This window comes from Variovorax sp. P1_H12_2, from assembly GCF_056405335.1.
On the sequence record NZ_JBFUCI010000117.1, the window covers coordinates 1 to 15,292 of the forward strand.

Annotated in this window: 17 protein-coding genes; 3 read left to right on the forward strand and 14 right to left on the reverse strand. The window is 68.5% G+C overall.

Annotated features, from left to right (window positions below; translation table 11 throughout):
* Positions 1 to 146: 146 nt before the first annotated feature.
* The 7 genes from AC1D2K_RS14120 to AC1D2K_RS14150 form a co-directional block, all read right to left on the reverse strand.
* Entirely contained in the window at positions 147 to 1,709 is a 1,563-nt protein-coding gene (locus AC1D2K_RS14120) for a DUF1800 domain-containing protein (RefSeq protein ID WP_478089454.1), read from the reverse strand.
* Positions 1,710 to 1,792: 83 nt separating this feature from the next.
* On the reverse strand, positions 1,793 to 2,467 hold the full coding sequence (locus AC1D2K_RS14125) for a DsbA family oxidoreductase (RefSeq protein ID WP_478089455.1): 675 nt from the start codon (positions 2,465 to 2,467) through the stop codon (positions 1,793 to 1,795).
* Positions 2,468 to 2,553: 86 nt separating this feature from the next.
* A complete protein-coding gene (locus AC1D2K_RS14130; protein WP_478089456.1) occupies positions 2,554 to 3,762 on the reverse strand; it encodes a multidrug effflux MFS transporter in 1,209 nt (402 codons plus the stop codon).
* Positions 3,763 to 3,819: 57 nt separating this feature from the next.
* Positions 3,820 to 4,653, reverse strand: coding sequence for a shikimate dehydrogenase family protein (locus AC1D2K_RS14135; RefSeq protein WP_478089457.1), 834 nt, complete (start codon positions 4,651 to 4,653; stop codon positions 3,820 to 3,822).
* Positions 4,650 to 5,537, reverse strand: a complete 888-nt coding sequence (locus tag AC1D2K_RS14140) for a sugar phosphate isomerase/epimerase family protein (protein ID WP_478089458.1) — start codon at positions 5,535 to 5,537, stop codon at positions 4,650 to 4,652. Before AC1D2K_RS14140 ends, AC1D2K_RS14135 begins: the two co-directional genes overlap by 4 nt.
* A gap of 36 nt (positions 5,538 to 5,573) precedes the next feature.
* Complete coding sequence (locus tag AC1D2K_RS14145) at positions 5,574 to 6,497, reverse strand: shikimate dehydrogenase family protein (protein ID WP_478089459.1); 924 nt, start codon at positions 6,495 to 6,497, stop codon at positions 5,574 to 5,576.
* A gap of 42 nt (positions 6,498 to 6,539) precedes the next feature.
* On the reverse strand, positions 6,540 to 7,949 hold the full coding sequence (locus tag AC1D2K_RS14150) for an MFS transporter (protein WP_478089460.1): 1,410 nt from the start codon (positions 7,947 to 7,949) through the stop codon (positions 6,540 to 6,542).
* A 155-nt stretch (positions 7,950 to 8,104) separates the two neighbouring features.
* Here AC1D2K_RS14150 and AC1D2K_RS14155 point away from each other — a divergent pair, with 155 nt between their 5' ends.
* Positions 8,105 to 8,884 carry an IclR family transcriptional regulator domain-containing protein gene (locus tag AC1D2K_RS14155; RefSeq protein ID WP_478089461.1) on the forward strand — a complete coding sequence of 260 codons (780 nt, stop codon included), beginning with the start codon at positions 8,105 to 8,107 and terminating at the stop codon, positions 8,882 to 8,884.
* Between the two features lie 113 nt (positions 8,885 to 8,997).
* On the opposite strand, the gene AC1D2K_RS14160 is transcribed toward AC1D2K_RS14155, so the two are convergent.
* The 4 genes from AC1D2K_RS14160 to AC1D2K_RS14175 are packed head-to-tail and all read right to left on the reverse strand — an operon-like array spanning position 8,998 to position 11,912.
* Complete coding sequence (locus tag AC1D2K_RS14160) at positions 8,998 to 10,173, reverse strand: MFS transporter (RefSeq protein WP_478089462.1); 1,176 nt, start codon at positions 10,171 to 10,173, stop codon at positions 8,998 to 9,000.
* Positions 10,173 to 11,297, reverse strand: coding sequence for a chorismate synthase (gene aroC, locus AC1D2K_RS14165; RefSeq protein WP_478089463.1), 1,125 nt, complete (start codon positions 11,295 to 11,297; stop codon positions 10,173 to 10,175). Before aroC ends, AC1D2K_RS14160 begins: the two co-directional genes overlap by 1 nt.
* 7 nt (positions 11,298 to 11,304) lie before the next feature.
* Positions 11,305 to 11,574, reverse strand: a complete 270-nt coding sequence (locus AC1D2K_RS14170; RefSeq protein WP_478089464.1) for an SRPBCC domain-containing protein — start codon at positions 11,572 to 11,574, stop codon at positions 11,305 to 11,307.
* Positions 11,463 to 11,912, reverse strand: a complete 450-nt coding sequence (locus AC1D2K_RS14175) for an ArsR/SmtB family transcription factor (RefSeq protein WP_478089469.1) — start codon at positions 11,910 to 11,912, stop codon at positions 11,463 to 11,465. The genes AC1D2K_RS14170 and AC1D2K_RS14175 overlap by 112 nt, the downstream gene beginning before the upstream one ends.
* 97 nt (positions 11,913 to 12,009) lie before the next feature.
* Between AC1D2K_RS14175 and AC1D2K_RS14180 the strand changes: the two genes are divergently transcribed.
* Together AC1D2K_RS14180 and AC1D2K_RS14185 are read left to right on the forward strand one after the other, a co-directional pair.
* Positions 12,010 to 12,432 (forward strand): cupin domain-containing protein, encoded by a 423-nt coding sequence (locus AC1D2K_RS14180; RefSeq protein WP_478089465.1) that lies wholly within the window; start codon positions 12,010 to 12,012, stop codon positions 12,430 to 12,432.
* A gap of 300 nt (positions 12,433 to 12,732) precedes the next feature.
* Positions 12,733 to 13,311, forward strand: coding sequence for a GbsR/MarR family transcriptional regulator (locus AC1D2K_RS14185; protein ID WP_478089466.1), 579 nt, complete (start codon positions 12,733 to 12,735; stop codon positions 13,309 to 13,311).
* A 123-nt stretch (positions 13,312 to 13,434) separates the two neighbouring features.
* Here the strand turns inward: AC1D2K_RS14185 and cydX are convergent, their stop codons facing one another.
* The 3 genes from cydX to AC1D2K_RS14200 all read right to left on the reverse strand — a co-directional run.
* Entirely contained in the window at positions 13,435 to 13,557 is a 123-nt protein-coding gene (gene cydX, locus AC1D2K_RS14190; RefSeq protein ID WP_088956434.1) for a cytochrome bd-I oxidase subunit CydX, read from the reverse strand.
* Positions 13,558 to 13,581: 24 nt separating this feature from the next.
* Positions 13,582 to 14,736, reverse strand: a complete 1,155-nt coding sequence (gene cydB, locus AC1D2K_RS14195) for a cytochrome d ubiquinol oxidase subunit II (RefSeq protein WP_478089467.1) — start codon at positions 14,734 to 14,736, stop codon at positions 13,582 to 13,584.
* A gap of 16 nt (positions 14,737 to 14,752) precedes the next feature.
* The coding region (locus AC1D2K_RS14200) for a cytochrome ubiquinol oxidase subunit I (RefSeq protein WP_478089468.1) at positions 14,753 to 15,292 on the reverse strand (540 nt) is incomplete at its 5' end.

The window sequence follows — 15,292 nt, forward strand, 5'->3', positions numbered from 1 at the left end:
CGCAGTCGTAGGCACCGCGCAGGAACACCAGCAGCAGCTTCGCGCCGCCGGCCGCCGGCGCGGCGAGCAGCCGGCCGGCCGCGCCGGCGAGCGGCGCGGCAGCCAGGAGTCCGACGAGGTCACGGCGCTGCATGGACGGTCCTTCTTCAACGGTGCATGAGTTCGGGCGAAGCCAGCAGGAAAGTGTTCCATTCCTGCGGCGACCTGGCCTGGGCCAATGCGTCGCGCGTGTCGACCCCGAAGCCCGGCAGGCTGGCGCGCACGATGCGCGAATCGGTCAACTGCGGAAACGCGGGTTGCTCCAGGGCGGCGCCGTCATCGGTTCGGAACAGCACCGCGCCGTTGCTGCCGATGGCGCGCGCGATCTCGAAGCGCGTGCTCATCTGGCCCGCGCTGGCCCAGGCATCCTGCGTCAGCGGATAGCCGTCAGGCGTCTCGTGGCCATAGAGCGTCTCGCCCATGCGATTCATCCAGCCGAGCATCGGATTCACGTTGCTGGCCACGCGAACGTCGTAGGCCAGCCGCACGCCGGCGATCACGTAGTGCACCGGGTCGCGGAACTTGTGGCCGAGCGAGGCCGAGAACTCGGGCGATTCGAACATCGTCTGCAGCGTCGCGGCGATATCGCCGTCGGTGCGGCCGAAGGTGTCGGCCATGTGCGCCACCAGCGCCGGCGACGGTTCGTCGGCGACGAAATAGACCGCCAACTTGCCCGAGATGAAGCGTGCCGTGGCGGGCGAACGCGCCAGCCGGTCGAGCGCCTCGTCGACCTCGGCCAGGCCGTGCTGCGTCATGGGCAGCCCCAGGAAGGTCTTGGCACCGTAGTCGTGCCGGTTCGGATTGAACTCGAACAGACCCTGCTGTACGTAGTCGCCGCGCAAGGCCGGCCGGACGGCGAGCGGCGGCGCATCGGGCGCGCGCACCCGGACGCCGACGCCGGTCAGTACCCGGGCGAGCTCCTGAACGTCGGCCTGCGAATAGCCGCTGCCGACGCCCAGCGTGTGAAGTTCCATCAGCTCGCGCGCATAGTTCTCGTTGATGCGGTTGGCCGCGTTCTGGGCATTGTCCAGATAGCGCAGCATCGCAGGGTGGCGCAGCGTGGCGCCGAGCAGGTCACGGAACTTGCCGAGCGCATGCGGCCGGATCGCCGTCTCCTCGTAATCGCCGATCAGTGCGCGCAGGTTGTTCTTGCGCGCATCGACGTTGAAGTGGTTGACCCAGAACCAGGTCATCTGCTCCTGCAGCTGGTTCGGCGAATAGAGCGCACGCAGCACGAAGCGCTGGCGCGCCTCCTGCGCAAGCTGCGTGAGCTGCTGCTGGTAGGCCTTTCGCGCTTCCTTCTTCTGCGCTTCGTCAGCCAGGACATCGGCGGCGCGCCGCTGCGCATCGAGCGTCACGGCCAGCTGCTCGACCGGCGCATGGGAGATCGCCATGGCGTCGATCCGAGCCTGCGCCTCGGCCGGCAGCACCGCCGGCCGCGGATGCAGCTGCTTTTGCAGCCATGCGGGCAAGCCCTCGTGCGCCAGTTGCTGGGCGCTGCTTGCAGTGGCACCCCAGCTCACGCGGTCCAGCCAGCGCAGCTGCGTGGCTTCATCGGGGGCAGACACCTTGGGCGGCGGACCCCAGCCCTTCGGTGCCGCGCAAGAACCCAGCAACACGGCGCCCACCAGCAGGAGCGCGGATGCGGCGGCGGATCGGTGGGTCGTCATCCAGGCTCCTTGCCTTCGAGTGGGTGAGGCTGTCCCCCTCAACCGCCCGGCCCGCCCGGCGGTTGACGTACTTTACTTCTGCCTCAAGCGAGGGACGTCGCAGCCGGCGCCGCACCGGCGATCTGCCGCAGCGCACGCTCGAAGACCTCGACCGGCTGGCCGCCCGAGATCAGGTGCTTGTTGTCGATGATGATGGCCGGCACCGAATGGATGCCCGCGTCGGTGTACATGCGTTCGCGTTCGCGGGTTTCGGCGGCGTATTCGTCGCTCGCGAGGATGGCGCGCGCGCGCTGCGCATCGAGCCCGGAGTCGGTCGCCAGCCGCACCAGTACCTCGGGATCGGAAGGATTCTCGCCGTCCGTGTGGCAGGCCTTGAGCAGCGCCTTCTTGAGCGCCGCCTGCTTCGCCAGGTCCTCCAACTCGGCCCAGTGCAGCAGCCGGTGCGCATCGAAGGTGTTGTAGACGCGCGAGCGCCCGTTTTCCCTGAAGCCGAATCCCACCTCGGCACCGCGCGCGCGGATTGCGGCGCGGGCCTGCGCCTGCTGCTCGCGGGTCGAGCCGTACTTCTGGTTCAGGTGCTCGAAGGCGTCCTGGCCTTCGGGCGGCATCTGCGGATTGAGCTCGAAGGGCTGGAAGTGCAGTTCGGCCGTGACGTCGGGCGCCACGTTCTTCAGCGCGGCTTCGAGGGCGCCGAGGCCGACGGCACACCAGGGGCAGGTGACGTCGGAGACGAAATCGATCTTGAGGCGGGAGGTCATGGTGGAGGGTCCGAAGGATGAGGCAGCACCGGATGATGGGGGTCGGCAGCGCATCTTTCAACCGCGCCGCCCCGATTCCCCCCGAGTCATGGTGTTTCCTTTCTTGGATGGGACGGCGGCAGGCGCGGCAGCCAGACGAACGCGATCAGCACCAGCGCGACGCCGGCCGCCGCCATCGGCAGCACCATCGGCCAGGCGCCGTGGCTGAATTCGGGGTCGACGAAACCGGCCGCGATCTGCCCGAGGGTGAACGCGGCCGCCATCATCGCAAAACCCGACCACGACACCGCGCGGCCGGCCAGATGCGGCAGGTCGCCGACCGCCCCGGCCTGGCCGCAGGGTTGATGGATGCCATGGCCGACGCAATAGATCGCATGGCCCAGCAGCAGCGGCCAGGCCGACATCGGCGCCAGCCAGCAACCCAGCGCCTGCACCAGCGGCCCGGCCAGGCTCAGCTGCGAGCCGAGCTGCACCGCGCGCACCGCACCCCTGCGCTTGAGCAGGCGGCGGCACAGCGTGGTGCTGAAGATGTAGACCAGCGAGCCACCGGCCGGAATCCAGCCGTACCAGGCCGGCGAGAGCCCGAGATAGCTGATGTAGACCATCGGCGACAGCAGCAGGAAGCAGAACAGCCCGCCATAGGTGGCGGCGGCCAGAGAGGCCCAGGCCCTGAAACTGCGGCTCGCGAAGACCTCGCGCACACTGCCTGCCGGCGCCGCCGGGTCGGACGCGCGCACCCGGGTTTCATCGAAGCCGCGCAGGCACAGCAGCCACAGCACCAGCGCGTAGGCAGCCATCCCGGCCAGCACCCAGCGCCAGCCCGCCGACTGCACCGCGTAGGCGCCCAGCACGGGTGCGAGCAACCCCACCACGCCGAGCCCGGTCAGGCCGCGCGCCATGACGTGCGGGCCTTCGTGCGCGGGATAGAGATCGCGCACCGCGGCCCGGGCACAGACCAGGATGGCGGCCATCGAGAACCCCTGCAGCGCCCGGCAGGCCACCAGCATCGGGATGCCGCTCGCGAGCGCACAGCCCAGGGCGGCCAGCGCATAGCAGGCAAGGCCGGTCAGCAGCACGGGGCGGCGCCCGAAACGGTCCGACAGCGGACCGCACGGCAGTTGCCCCAGGCCAAAGGCGAGCACGAACACCGTGAGGCTGGCGCTGGCCGACCCCAGTTCGCGCGCGATGGCCGGCAGTGCCGGCAGATAGCTGTCGGTGGCGACCGGCTGCGCGGCCAGCAGCAAGGGCAGCAGCAGCACGAACGAGATGCCGCGGCGCGCGGCAACCCCGCTCACTGGGGCGCGCCCGGGTTGGTGAGGAATCCTTCGAAGAGGCTCATGAGGAGGGTTCGATCAGTAGGCCAGCGTCGCCACGGCCCGCAGGTCCTCCGGCGTGGCGGTGCCGAAACCGAAGAACTCCAGATAGGCCGGGATCATCTCGAACAGCATGTCGGTGCCGACCTGCACCGCGCAGCCCTTGTCGCGCACTGCGCGCAGCAGCGGCGTGTATTCGCTCTTCATCACCACCTCGCCGACGAAGGTGGACGGCGCGATGCGCTCGACGTCGAAGGGCAGCGGATCGCCCTCCTTCATGCCGAGCGGCGTCGCATTGACCACCAGGTCGTGGCCGGCCGGGTCGTTGGAGCCGGTGGCCACGGCGAGCCGGGGATAGTGCGCGCGCAGGCGCCCCGCGAGCGCCTCCGACGATGCAGCGCTGGTGTCGTAGAGCGTCATCTCGGCCACGCCGGCCGCGGCCAGCGAGGCCGCGATCGCGGAACCGACGCCGCCGCTGCCCGACACCAGCACCCGCGCGCCTTCGAGCGCACGGCCCTTGCGCTGCACGCCGCGCACGAAGCCGGCGCCGTCGAACTGGTCGCCCAGCAGCGTGCCGTCGGGGCGCTTGAGGATCGCATTGCAGGCGCCGGCGATCTTCGCGGTCGGCGTCGCCTCATCGACCAGCGACAGGGTCGTGATCTTGTGCGGCATGGTGACCAGGGCACCGCGGATGTTCGTCAGCTTGAACAGCGAGGCCAGCACGCCCGCGTAGTCCCCGGCCTGGACGCCCATCGGCATCACGACGGCGTCGATGCCTTGCTGGTCGAACCAGGGGTTGTAGATCATCGGAGCCTTGAAGCTCTCGGTCGGGTAGCCCAGGTGGGCGATCAGGGTGGTCTTGCCGGAAATCATGGGGAGGTTGTCCTTGGAAGGGCCGGCGGGATGCCGGCCACATGCGATTCGCTGATCCAGCGCGCGCTCTTCATCGCGCGCTCGCCGACCACCATCGGGTCGGAATTGACGTAGTCGTCGTTGAACACCTCGAAGGTGTAGTGGCCGCGGTAGCCCTTGTCCTCGAGCAGTTGCACGAGGTCGCGCACGTCGTGCAGGCCTTCGCCCGGGAACAGGCGCTGGTGGCGCGCCAGCTCGATCATGTCGGCCTGGCGGTCGCTGTACTCGAAGAAGTAGTCGGCCAGCTGCACGAGGAATATCTTCTCGATCGGCACCTCGGCGAGTTGCGCCAGGGTCTCGGGGGTGTCGTCGCCATGCACCGACATGTGAAAGAAGTCGAGGTTGAGGCCGACATTCTCGCGGTCGCAGCGGCGCACGATGTCCCAGGCCTGGTGCCAGCGGTTCACATGGCGCCCCCAGGAGAGCGCCTCGTAGCAGATGCGGATGCCCATCGGGGTGGCCAGCGTGGCGAGCGTGCGCAGGTCCTCGGCGGCGCGCTCGGGATCGTCGATCGCGAGCGGCGAGGTGGTCGAGCAGCACAGCAGCAGGTCGCTGCCGACCAGCGCCATCTGGCGCAGTTGCTCGCGCGCCATCTCGAGCCGGTGCGGGCGCATGGCGTCGGGCGCGCATTCGAAGTCGCGCAGCGGCTGGAAGTCCGTGACCTTGAGGCCGCTGTGCCTGACCAGGTGCGCCGCCTTGTCGACGCCGGCCGGATGGTTGATCAGGTCGCGCGCCCACAGCTCCACGCCCGCGAAGCCGGCCGCCTTCATGCACTCGAGCTTGTGGCCGAGTTCGCCGCCCATGGTGACGGTGTTGAAGCCGAAGCGGTCGAGGGCGATGGCCATGGGAAGTCCGAAAGTGAGGAATGAAAGAGCCGGCGCTCAGGCCACGCTCGCGGACTGGTAGCGCAAGGGATTGCGGATCTCGTCGGCCATCGCCTCGGGGTAGATCAGCTCGCGCAGGAAATCGGCGTCCTTGCGCAGCGCGTCGGCGGCATCGCGGTGGCCGAAGAAATCGAAGTAGTGCGGCATCTGCTGCACCAGCATCTCGAAACCGGCCTGCGCATGGAGGCCGCGCGCGCGCGCGGCGCGCACCAGCGGCGTCGGCTGGTTGCGCAGCAGGATGTCGAACAGCGCCGCGTGCGGTTCCATGCGCGCCACGTCGAGCGGCAGCGCATCGTCGGGCTTCAGCCCGAGCGAGGTGGCGTTGATCACCAGGTCGTAGCCGGCCGGGTCGCTGCTGTCGACCGCGACCGTGGTGGCGTCGAAGAAAGCGTCGAGCTGGGCCGCGACGCCGGCCGCCTTGCCGGCCACGATGTCGTGGAAGGCGATGTGCTCGGCGCCGTTGACCGTGCCGCCTTCGGCCAGCGCGACGCCGATCGCCGCCGCGCTGACGCCGGCGCCGAGGATCAGCACCCGCTTGCCACGGTACGGGATGTTGCAGCGGTCGAGCGCGCCCAGCAGGCCCTCGCCGTCAAACAGGTCGCCCTCGAGCTCGCCGTTGTCGATGCGGCGCACCACGTTGACCGAGCCTGCCACGCGGCCGAACAGGCCGCAGCCGTCGAGCAGGTCGACCAGCAGCGGCTTGTGCGGCGGCGCGATCGCCATGCCGCGCACGTTCTTGGCGAGGAACGCGGCCTTGACGAACACCGCGAAGTCGCGCTTGGCCACCTGCACCGGAACCATCACGGCATCGATGCCGAAACGCTCGAACGCCGCATTGAACATGCGGGGCAGCCGCACGTTCGTGACCGGGTCTCCGGGGAGCAGGTAGACGGAAGTGCTGCCGACGATGGAAGGGAACATGGCTCTGGATCCTCGCTTCGGATGACTCGACTATCGCGCGATTCAGGCAACCGCCCTCGCGATCTTCGCATCCGCCAGCGTCTTGGCGCGCATCCGCTCGTAGTCGGGCTTCGGGACCGGCACGGCATCGGGATTGCCCAGGTCGTTCATGTGGATCCGGTAGGTCTCCCGCGCGCTCAGCACCGCCAGCGCCGAAATGACCGTGATGCCGAAGGTCAGCGCGCCGATGGTCAGCGGGATGTTGGCCGAGCCGGGAGGCGCCACGGCGACGAACAGCGCCGGCAGCAGCGCCGTGATGGTGGTGCCGACGTTTTGCGAGATGGCCATGGCCGAGCAGCGCGTGCGGGTCGGGAACAGCTCCGGGTAGAAGCTCGGGAAGACCGCGTTGTAGCCCTGGTAGACCACGCCCCACATCAGCAGCGACATGCCGATCGCGAGCGGCACGTTGTGGATGCTGATCGCGTAGAGGTAGCCGAAGGACAACAAGCCGGCGCCGAGCGCACCGATCACGATCGGCGGCTTGCGCCCGACCTTGTCCGACAGGTTGCCGACGAAGGGAATCACGACCACGGCCAGGATGTTGCCGAGCACCGGAATCCACAGGTAGACGTCCTTCTGGAAGCCGATGCCGTAGGCCGGCTGCACCGCGTAGGCGGCACCGAACACCGTGGCCACCACCGGGATCACGTTCATCAGCGCCGCGCAGACCACGCGCAGCATGTCGCGCCAGCTGTTGGTGAAGGCCTGGATGATCGGCGCCTTCGGCAGCGCCTGCTGCTGGTCGACCTCGGCGAAGGCGGGCGTCTCGTCGACCTCGCGGCGGATGATGTAGCCGGCCACGATCACGATGAAGCTCAGCAGGAACGGGATGCGCCAGCCCCACGACAGGAAGGCGTCTTCGGGCATGAAGTGCGCGAGCGGAAGGAACACGGCGGCGGCCATGATCTGGCCGGCCTGCACGCCCTGCAGGCTGAAGCTGGCAAAGAAGCCGCGGCGGCCGAAGGGCGCGTGCTCGAGGATCATCGAGCTGGCGCCGGCGATCTCGCCAGCGACCGCGAAGCCCTGGATCAGGCGCAGCACCACCAGCAGCGCCGGCGCCAGCAGGCCGACCTGGCTGTAGGTCGGCAGCAGCCCGACCGCGATGGTCGAGAAGCCCATCAGGAACATGCACATCAGCAGCACGTTCTTGCGGCCGCGCGTGTCGCCCCAATGGCCGAGCACGAAGGCGCCGATCGGCCGCGCCACGTAGCCCACGCCATAGGTCGCCAGCGAGGCGATGATCGCCATCCGCGGATTGCCGGCGGGGAAGAAGATCTGCGGGAAGATCAGCGACGCTGCCGTCGCGTAGATGAAGAAGTCGTAGTACTCCAGCGCCGAGCCGATCCAGCCGCTGGCCGCGGCCTTTCTCGACTGGTGCCTGCCTTGCGGCTCGTGGTCCTTGGGATTGCTCATTTGTGTCTCCTGTGGGTAAGGTTCAGCAGTGGTGAGGTGCAGGCCGCAACTGTGAGCCGCCTCAGGGTTCTCCACAACGCCGCAGACGCACGTCGCGAGCGATCATTGATCGCATCCGATCATTCTTCGCACGAAAACCGGGTTTTCCCCAGCCAATGCCGCCTGACACCGCCCCTGTTCCGATCGACCGCAAGCTCCTCATCGAAGGCCTCGGAAAGGGCCTGCGCGTGATCGAGGCCTTCACGGACGACCGCCCTCGCCTGACGGCCACCGAAGCCGGCGAGCGCGCTGCACTGACCCGCACCGCGGCGCGCCGCTACCTGCTGAGCCTGGTGCACTACGGCTACGCCGCCACCGACGGCAAGTACTACTGGCTGCTGCCGCGCGTGCTGCGGCTCGGCCAGGCCTTCATGGAGGGCGCGCGGGTGCCGCGCATCGCCCAGCCCTTCATCCAGCGGGCCTCGATGCAGTGCGGCGAGACCTTGAACGTCGGCACGCTGGACGGGCACGAGGTGGTGTACCTGTCGCGCAGCAACTCGCCGCGGGTGGTGTCGATCGGCTTCCACCCGGGCGCGCGGGTGCCGGCGCACGTGGTGTCGCAGGGTCTGGCGATCCTGTCGACCTACGACGATGCCCGGCTGGACGCCTGGCTCGCGGCGCACGACTTCGCGAGCTTCACCGGCTTCACGGTGGTCGATCCGGTCGCCTTCCGCGAGAAAGTGCTGACGGCCCGCCGGCTCGGCTACTGGCATGCCGACCAGTACCTCAACTTCGGGCTCTGCGGCCTCGCCCTGCCGCTGAAGGACCGCAAGGGCCAGTGCCAGTACGCGCTGAGCGTGACCGTGCAGCGGCAGATGTACCCTGACGATCAGATGGTCGGCAAGCTGCTGCCGGTACTGCGCGAGGTGGCGGACTCGCTGCGGCCGATCATTTGAACACCCCCGACGCGCCTGCGGCGCTGCTCGACGCGCAGGGCCCGAGTCCTCGGGGCGAGCATGGAAAATTCCTCAAGTAAGGAATCCTTACTTTGGCTGCAGCGCCTCCGATGTCAAGCTGGGGCCTCCAGCCGCTGCGCCTGCCACGCGCAGGCGCTCGCGATCGCCGCCACCACGGTCGCCACGCCGAACATCGCAACATAGCCGAAGTGCTGCGCGATCGCGCCGCCGGCGAGCACGCCGATCACACCGCCGAGGCCATAGCCGGTGACGGTGAAGAGCGCCTGCCCGCGCCCGCGCAGCCGCCCCGGGAAATGGCGCGACACCATCGCGATGCAGGCGGTGTGATGGGCCGCGAACGACAGCGCGTGCAGCGCCTGCGCGACGACCAGGGCCCAGACCCACTGGCCGCAGCCGGCCGTGATGCCCATGCGCAGCACCGCCGCGATGCCGCACAAGTGGAGCCAGCGCGGCATCGACAGCAGCCCGAGCAGCCGCCCCTGCAGGAAGAACCAGACGATCTCGGCCACCACCGACAGCGCCCACAAGAGACCGATCGTGCCCTTGCCGTAGCCCAGCGAGTCGAGGTACAGCGAGAGGAAGCCGTAGACCGCGAAATGCGCCATCACCTGGAAGAACAGCGAGACGAAGAACCAGCGCACCGCGGGATTGCGCAGCACCGGGCCGACCGGCTCCTTCGGCTGCGCGTGGTGCGAGACCGGCTCGCGCACGTCGGGCAGCCGCAGCGTCGCGATCAGCACGATCGCCAGCGTGCCGCCGGCCCAGGCCGGAAAGTGCCGCATGCCGAAGCGCTCGAACCATTCGCCGGCGAAGAACACGGTGACCAGGAAGCCCGCCGAACCCCACAGCCGGATGCGGCCGTAGCGGCCCCAGTCGCCGGCCACCAGATGCGCCATGGCCGCCTCGGTCAGCGACATCATCGAACTGGTGTGCGTGAACATCACGAGCAGCACCAGCATCAGCCACCAGGGTCCGCCGTTCCACCACAGGCCGAACGAGGAGACCAGCGCCACCGCGGCGCTGAAGCGCAGCAGCTTCACGCGCTGGCCGGTGTGGTCGCTCAGCGCGCCCCATGCATAGGGCGCGAAGACGCGCGTGACCGACTGCACGGACGTCAGCAGGCTGATGACGAAGATCGGCAGCCCGAGTTCCTTGAGCCACAGCGGCAGGTACGGGTTGAAGAAGCCGATGTGGGCGAAGTAGCTCGCCGACAGCGCCGCGAAGGCCAGCAGGTGGCCGCGCCCCCCCGCGGCGGGCGGCGCGGACACTAGAGGAAGGACGCCTGTGGCGACGGATGATCCTGGCCGCTGGACGGCAGGCCCTCGGGCGCATTCACGTCGCCGCACTGCGCACGGTGGCGCAGCGCGTGCTCCATCACGACCAGCGCCAGCATCGCCTCGGCGATCGGCGTGGCCCGGATGCCGACGCAGGGGTCGTGCCGGCCCTTGGTGACGACCTCGACCGGCTGGTTGTTGACGTCGATGGATTGACGCGGGCTGATGATCGAGCTGGTCGGCTTGATCGCGATGCTGACCTCGAGGTCCTGCCCGGTACTGATGCCGCCCAGCACGCCGCCCGCGTTGTTGCTCTCGAAGCCCTCGGGCGTGATCGAGTCGCCGTGCGTGGTGCCGCGCTGCGTGACGCTGGCGAAGCCGGCGCCGATCTCGACGCCCTTGACCGCGTTGATGCCCATCATGGCCCAGGCGATGTCGGCGTCCATCTTGTCGAACAGCGGCTCGCCGAGGCCCACCGGCACCCTCGAGGCCGTGACGCGGATGCGGGCGCCGCAGGAGTCGCCGGCCTTGCGCAGCGCGTCCATGTAGGCCTCGATCTGCGACACATCGGCCACCGGCGCGAAGAAGGGATTGCTCGGCACATGCTCCCAGCTCTCGAAGGGAATCACGATGTCGCCGATCTGCGCCATGCAGCCGCGGAACCGGGTGCCGTACTTCTCGAACAGCCACTTCTTGGCCACCGCACCGGCCGCGACCATCGGTGCGGTGAGGCGGGCCGAGGAGCGGCCGCCGCCGCGCGGGTCGCGGATGCCGTATTTCTTCCAGTAGGTGAAGTCGGCGTGGCCGGGACGGAACTGCTGCGCGATCTGGCCGTAGTCCTTGCTGCGCTGGTCGGTGTTCTGGATCAGCAGCGCGATCGGGGTGCCGGTGGTCTTGCCTTCGTACACGCCGCTGAGGATCTGGACCACGTCGGGTTCGTTGCGCTGCGTCACGTGGCGGCTGGTGCCCGGGCGGCGCCGGTCGAGATCGCCCTGGATGTCGGCCTCGCTGAGCGCCATGCCGGGCGGGCAACCGTCGATGACGCAGCCGATTGCGGGGCCGTGGGATTCGCCGAAGTTGGTGACCGCGAAAAGGGTGCCGAAGGTGTTGCCGCTCATGCGGGGATTATCCCAACAATCTCGCCTCCCCCTGCGCCGGTGTCGACGCGGCCGGCGCCATCAGCATCCTGCCGGCCCGCATGACGACGCGGAAACGCCCGCCCGGGTGCAGGTCGATCTCGGCCACCGGCACCGAGGCGATCTCGGCCGGGCCGAACCACTGCTTCAGCGCTTGCGGCTCGGTCCACGCCCGCCAGACTTTGGCGGGGGCGGCGTCGAAGCGCCTTCGGAGGGTGAGCGAGGGGCGTTCGTGGTCACGGGTGGCCGGGCTTTCCATTCGGTCTCCTCCTGGTGGTAAAGGAAGCGCGCCAGCGCGTCGAGGCGACCGGCCCAGAATTTCTCGTAACGGGACAACCACACGGCGGCCTCCTGCATGGGCTCGGGCGAGAGCGCGCAACGCACGATGCGGCCCTCCTTCGTGCGCGACACCAGGCCGGCGTTTTCGAGCACCCGCAGATGCTTCATGAAGCCGGTCAGCGACATGCCATGCGGCTGCGCCAACTCGCTCACCGTGAGCTCCCGACCCTCGCCGAGCCGCTCGAGCACCGAGCGGCGCGTCGCATCCGAAAGCGCGGCAAACACGGCATCGAGGGAGTCGGCATCAGAGTGAACCATATGGTTGAGTTTCAAGTCGCGGCACGGCCTTGTCAAGCCACGCGCGGGAACGGTTTATGCATGTTGCGGCGCAATATCACCCTTCGAAGGAGCGCCCATGCTGGACCGTACCGACACGACGTTTTCCCACGTGAAGCCTGGCGACACCGAGTACGTCTCGGGCGGCTTGCGCGACTTCTTCCTGTACCGCGACCTCGGCATCGCCGAGGCCACGAACGGCAAGGTGATCGCGCACCTGGTCAAGGCCAACATGGCACCGGAAACGGGCACCGGCTGGCACCGGCACGAGGCGGACTTCCAGATCGTGATCATGGTGAAGGGATGGGCCCGCTTCATGTACGAGGACAAGGAGACGCTGGTGGAAGCCGGCGACGTGGTGCACCAGCGCCCGGGCATCCGGCACTACCTGTTCGACTATTCGCCCGACATGGAATACCTGGAGATCGTGTCGCCGGCCGATTTCAAGAGCGTCGACGTCGAGCCGGCCTGCGAAGTACCTATGCCCACGCCGTGGGGATAGGCTCGCCCCCAGGTCGGGCTCACTGCGTGTAGCCCGCCCACCCCCTACCGGGGGCAACACCAGCGGCCCGGCAAAGCCGGTTCCGCGGTGGCGCGGTTGCTCCCCCCCAGGTTGGGCTCACTTCGTGTAGCCCGCCCACCCCCTGCCGGGGGCAACACCAGCGGCCCGGCGAAGCCGGTTCCGCGGTGTTTCAACAACGGGCCTGGCTACGCCGGCCACTCGACCCCTACGCTGTGTGAGGGGCGAGCCATGTTTTCAGTCTTTCTTGAAGCTTCAGCAAATTCGGTCGAAAATCGATCGATGCCCACTGCTTCCCTGCCGCCCCTGAACCGCCAGTTTGTCGCCCACTTCGGCGAGATGGGCAGCAAATGGGGGATCAATCGCACGGTCGGCCAGATCTATGCGCTGATCTTTCTTTCCGAGCGCGCGCTCAACGCCGACGAGATCGCCGAGCTGCTGGAGTTCTCGCGCTCCAACGTGAGCACCGGCCTGAAGGAGCTGCAGTCCTGGCGGCTGGTGCGGCTGCGCCATCATCCGGGCGACCGGCGCGAGTATTTCGAGGCGCCGGCCGACGTCTGGGAGATCTTCCGGGTGCTGGCCGAGGAGCGGCGCCGGCGCGAGGTCGAGCCGACGCTGTCGATGCTGCGCATGGCACTGCTCGAGGAACCGCAGAGCGAGGCCGAGCGCCACGCCCAGCAGCGCATGCGCGAGATGCACGACCTGATCGACCGGCTCATGACCTGGTTCGACGACGTGCAGCGCCTGGCGCCCGAGACCGCCATGCAACTGATGGGCATGGGCGCCACCGTGACCAAGGTGCTCGGCCTCAAGGACCGCCTCACCGGCGCCGCCAAGCCCCGCCCAGCCCCTAAGGAATAGCCCGGCCGGCGCAGCCAGGCCCGTTGGTGGAACACCGCGGATCTGGCTTCGCCAGTCCGCCGGTGTTGCCCCCGGCAGGGGGTGGGCGCCCGGACACGAAGTGCCGGGCAACCTGGGGGCGAGCTAAGGCCTATCCAGCTTGTCGTGCCGGATGGCCTCGTCGTCCATCAGCTCGTACCACATCGCATTCAGCACCGCGAAGGTCGCGGCGAGCGGCAGTCCCAGGATCCAGGCGAAGTACCACATGGTCGGATTCCCTTGTTTCGTTGATCAGTAGGCGTGGCCGCGGTCTTCGCGGATCGCCTCGGCGTCCACCTTGCCGCGCAGCACGGCGTAGACCCAGCTCGTGTAGGCCACGATGATCGGAATGAAGATGCCGGTCACCACCAGCATGATGAACAGCGTCAGGTGGCTCGAGGACGAATCGAACACCGTGAGGCTGGCGCGCGGATCGATCGACGACGGCAGGATGAACGGGAACATCGAGACGCCCACGCTCAGGATGATGCAGGCGATCGACAGTGCGCTCGCCAGCAGCGCCAGCAGCTCGCGCCGCAGCTGCAGGCCGGCCAGCGCCAGCAGGGCACCGCCGAGACCCAGCGCCGGCACGGCATAGAGCCAGGGACGCGCGGCGTAGTTGGTGAACCAGGCGCTCGAATGGACCTCGACCGTCTTGAGCATCGGGTTCGATGGCCCGTCCGCAGGCAGCGCGCTGGTGACGCGGAAACCATCAACGAAGTACCACAACAGCACCCCGGCCAGTGCAAACAGGACCACGGTCGCGACCGCCGCCACGCTGCCGTAGCGCCGCGCACGCTCGGCCACGGCGCCCTCGGTCTTGAGCACCAGCCAGGCGCCGCCGTGCATCACGAGCATCGCGACCGAGACCAGCCCGCACACCAGCGCGAACGGATTGAGCAGGCCGAAGAAGGAGCCGTCGTAGAAGATGTGCATGTCGCTGTCGAAGCGGAACGGCACGCCGCGCAGCACGTTGCCCATCGCGACGCCGAAGATCAGCGCCGGCACGAAGCCGCCGATGAAGAGCGCCAGGTCCCAGCGCGCGCGCCAGCGCGGGTCGTCGCGCTTGCTGCGGAACTTGAAGGCCACCGGCCGCATGATCAGCGCGACCAGGATCGCGAACATCGCCAGGTAGAAGCCCGAGAAGGACACCGCGTAGAGCTGGGGCCAGGCCGCGAAGATCGCCCCGCCGCCGAGGATCAGCCAGACCTGGTTGCCCTCCCAGACCGGCCCGATGCTGTTGATGATGACGCGCCGCTCGAGCTCTTCGCGGCCCGCGAAGGGCAGCAGCATGCCGACGCCGAGGTCGAAGCCGTCGGTGACCGCGAAGCCGATCAGCAGCACGCCGAGCAACAGCCACCAGATGAGGCGCAGGACTTCGTAGGAAAGAAGAGTGTGCAGGATCATGTTCGTTGCTCCAGGTTCAGTCGCCGGCGGCCAGCGAGCCGCGCGGCAGCTTGCCCGCTTCGGCACGGTAGGCGGAGGGCGGCGGCATGGGATGCTCCTGCGGCCCCTTGCGGATCGCCTTGAGCATCAGCTTCATCTCGATCAGGAACAGCGTGGTGTAGATCGCCACGAAGCCGAGGATCGTGATCAGCAGCGTCGGCGCGCCGATGTTCGACACCGCCACCGCCGTCGGCAACACGCCCTCGATCACCCAGGGCTGGCGGCCGACCTCGGCCACGATCCAGCCCATCTCGGCTGCGACCCAGGGCAGCGGGATGGAGAACACCGCGACCTTCAGCAGCCACGGATGGGCGTCCAGCCGGCGGCGGGCCGAGAGCACGAAGAAGGTGGCGGTCAGCAGGATGAAGAACATGCCGAGCCCGACCATGATGCGGAACGCCCAGTAGAGCGAGAACACCGGCGGCACCAGGTCCCACGACGCCTTGGAGATCTGCTCGGGCGTGGCCTGCCGCGGGTCGTCGACATAGCGCTTGAGCAGCAGCGCATAGCCCATGAA

Excerpts from the sequence above, each read along its gene's own strand:
- cydX (WP_088956434.1), bottom strand. The coding sequence starts at position 13,557 with ATGTGGTACTTCGCCTGGATCCTGGGACTGCCGCTCGCCGCGACCTTC.
- AC1D2K_RS14185 (WP_478089466.1), top strand. The coding sequence starts at position 12,733 with ATGCCCACTGCTTCCCTGCCGCCCCTGAACCGCCAGTTTGTCGCCCAC.
- cydB (WP_478089467.1), bottom strand. The coding sequence starts at position 14,736 with ATGATCCTGCACACTCTTCTTTCCTACGAAGTCCTGCGCCTCATCTGG.
- AC1D2K_RS14135 (WP_478089457.1), bottom strand. The coding sequence starts at position 4,653 with ATGATTTCCGGCAAGACCACCCTGATCGCCCACCTGGGCTACCCGACC.
- AC1D2K_RS14180 (WP_478089465.1), top strand. The coding sequence starts at position 12,010 with ATGCTGGACCGTACCGACACGACGTTTTCCCACGTGAAGCCTGGCGAC.
- aroC (WP_478089463.1), bottom strand. The coding sequence starts at position 11,297 with ATGAGCGGCAACACCTTCGGCACCCTTTTCGCGGTCACCAACTTCGGC.
- AC1D2K_RS14140 (WP_478089458.1), bottom strand. The coding sequence starts at position 5,537 with ATGGCCATCGCCCTCGACCGCTTCGGCTTCAACACCGTCACCATGGGC.
- AC1D2K_RS14175 (WP_478089469.1), bottom strand. The coding sequence starts at position 11,912 with ATGGTTCACTCTGATGCCGACTCCCTCGATGCCGTGTTTGCCGCGCTT.
- AC1D2K_RS14150 (WP_478089460.1), bottom strand. The coding sequence starts at position 7,949 with ATGAGCAATCCCAAGGACCACGAGCCGCAAGGCAGGCACCAGTCGAGA.
- AC1D2K_RS14120 (WP_478089454.1), bottom strand. The coding sequence starts at position 1,709 with ATGACGACCCACCGATCCGCCGCCGCATCCGCGCTCCTGCTGGTGGGC.
- AC1D2K_RS14155 (WP_478089461.1), top strand. The coding sequence starts at position 8,105 with ATGCCGCCTGACACCGCCCCTGTTCCGATCGACCGCAAGCTCCTCATC.
- AC1D2K_RS14125 (WP_478089455.1), bottom strand. The coding sequence starts at position 2,467 with ATGACCTCCCGCCTCAAGATCGATTTCGTCTCCGACGTCACCTGCCCC.
- AC1D2K_RS14170 (WP_478089464.1), bottom strand. The coding sequence starts at position 11,574 with ATGGAAAGCCCGGCCACCCGTGACCACGAACGCCCCTCGCTCACCCTC.
- AC1D2K_RS14145 (WP_478089459.1), bottom strand. The coding sequence starts at position 6,497 with ATGTTCCCTTCCATCGTCGGCAGCACTTCCGTCTACCTGCTCCCCGGA.